A 2,018-nucleotide genomic window follows, 5' to 3' on the forward strand; every position below is an offset into this window, starting at 1 on the left:
TCCTTGCAGCCGTACTTGTTGTCGAATTTCGACTTGGTGACGCTGTCGTTGACGTTGATCGCGGGGAAGGGCAGGCGGCCCGCCTTGGCGAGCTGGTAGAGACGGTTGACGCCGGTGGTCGTCTCCTCGGTGACGCCCTTGATGGCGTCGCGCTGGCGGGCGAAGAAGCCGGGCGAGGCCTTCATCCGCGCCTTGATCTGGGCGAAGAGGTACTCCTCCTCCTCCGATCCGGGCCTCGACAGCACATCCTCGCCGGCCTCGGCGCGGGCGCCGAGCAGGATGTACATCGTGGCGTCGCCGCCGTCGTCAAGGATCATGTTGGAGGGCTGGCCGTCGGGCCACTGGAAGATCGCGTCGGTGAAGCGCCAGTAATCCTCGAGGTTCTCGCCCTTGATCGCGAAGACCGGCGTGCCGCCCGCGGCGATGGCCGCCGCAGCATGGTCCTGCGTGGAAAAGATGTTGCACGAGGCCCAGCGGATGTCGGCGCCGAGGACTTTCAGCGTCTCGATCAGCACCGCCGTCTGGATCGTCATGTGCAGCGAGCCGGTGATCCGGGCGCCCTTCAGCGGCTGCGACTGGCCGAACTCCTCGCGGCACGCCATCAGCCCGGGCATCTCGGTTTCGGCGATGACGATTTCCTTGCGACCGTAATCGGCGAGGGAGATGTCGGCGACGGCGTAATCGGTCATGGAACGCTCCTAAGCGGAGCGCGGGAAAAACCCCGCGCGTTGCGGCGCGACATAGCAGCGCGTCGGCGGACGGGCAAGCGAGCGGCCCCCGCTTTACACGCGGCGGATGATCGCCTACCCGCGATCCGGCCCGCGAACCGGGCGGAGGGGGCGATGCCGAAACAGGCGCGGGCGTGGCAGCGGATGCTCTCGGGGCGCAGGCTCGACCTGCTCGATCCCGCGCCGCTCGACATCGAGATCGAGGACATCGCGCATGGCCTCAGCCGGGTCGCGCGCTGGAACGGGCAGACCTCGGGCGAGCACCCGTTCACGGTCGCCGAGCACTCGTTGCTCGTCGAAGACATCCTCGGGCGCGCAGGCCCGGCGACGCCCGCCGAGCGGCTGCTCGCGCTGCTGCACGACGCCCCGGAATATGTCGTCGGCGACATGATCTCGCCGTTCAAGGCGGCGCTCGGGCTCGACTATCGCGAATTCGAGGCGCGGTTGGCGGCGGCGACGCATCTGCGCTTCGGACTGCCGGCGGCCCCGTCCGCGGCGCTGAAGAAGCGGATCAAGCAGGCCGACCGGGCTTCGGCATGGTTGGAGGCGACCCAGCTCGCCGGGTTCTCGGCGGAGGAGGCCGACCGTTTCTTCGGGCGGCCCCGCTTCGAGGGCTGGCGCGAGACGGTCCTCGATCCCGCGCCGCACATGGCGGTGAAGGCGCGGTTTCTGGCGCGTTTCGCGGCGCTGGGCGCCGAGGCGGGGCTCTGACGCCGCAGGTCCGTCGCTTGCGCGCCTCAAAAGCGGCGCTATTTGCCACAGGATCGAACCGTCTGCGCACCGACGCGCCTAGCAGGGACATCGACGCCATGGTCTTTCTCCGCTCCGCCGCGCTGGCTTGCGCGGCGCTCGTTCTGGGCGCCCTCGCCGCGCTGGCTCAGCCGAAAGTGACGACCTTCACGCTTGAGAACGGCATGGACGCGGTGGTGATCGAGGATCGCCGCGCCCCGGTCGTCACGCATATGGTCTGGTATCGCGTCGGCGCGGCGGACGAGCCGGCGGGCAAGTCGGGCATCGCGCATTTCCTCGAACATCTGATGTTCAAGGGGACCGAGACGATCCCCGAAGGCGCGTTCTCCAAGCTCGTCGCCGAGCAGGGCGGGCAGGACAACGCCTTCACCGCGCGCGACTACACCGCCTATTTCCAGCGCATCGCCGCCGACCGGCTGGAGGCGGTGATGCGCATGGAGGCCGACCGGATGCGCAATCTGGTCCTCTCCGAGAACGCCGTCGCCACCGAGCGCGACGTGATCCTCGAGGAGCGCAGCCAGCGCACCGACAACGACCCCG

3 protein-coding genes are annotated in these 2,018 nt (G+C 68.9%); 2 read left to right on the forward strand and 1 reads right to left on the reverse strand.

The annotated features are described in order from the left end of the window. On the reverse strand, positions 1-689 hold a 689-nt coding region (locus V7Q31_RS18950; RefSeq protein ID WP_333835391.1), incomplete at its 3' end, for an adenosylhomocysteinase. A 153-nt stretch (positions 690-842) separates the two neighbouring features. Between V7Q31_RS18950 and V7Q31_RS18955 the strand changes: the two genes are divergently transcribed. Next, positions 843-1,439 carry an HD family hydrolase gene (locus V7Q31_RS18955; RefSeq protein ID WP_333835392.1) on the forward strand — a complete coding sequence of 199 codons (597 nt, stop codon included), beginning with the start codon at positions 843-845 and terminating at the stop codon, positions 1,437-1,439. A 98-nt stretch (positions 1,440-1,537) separates the two neighbouring features. Then, positions 1,538-2,018: M16 family metallopeptidase (locus V7Q31_RS18960; protein WP_333835393.1), on the forward strand; the 481-nt coding region annotated here is incomplete at its 3' end.

This window comes from Rubrimonas sp. (genome assembly GCF_036788415.1).
Lineage (GTDB): Bacteria > Pseudomonadota > Alphaproteobacteria > Rhodobacterales > Rhodobacteraceae > Rubrimonas.

What these genes read in the sequence shown, in the direction of transcription:
- V7Q31_RS18955 (WP_333835392.1), top strand. Translation starts at nt 843, where the DNA reads ATGCCGAAACAGGCGCGGGCGTGGCAGCGGATGCTCTCGGGGCGCAGG.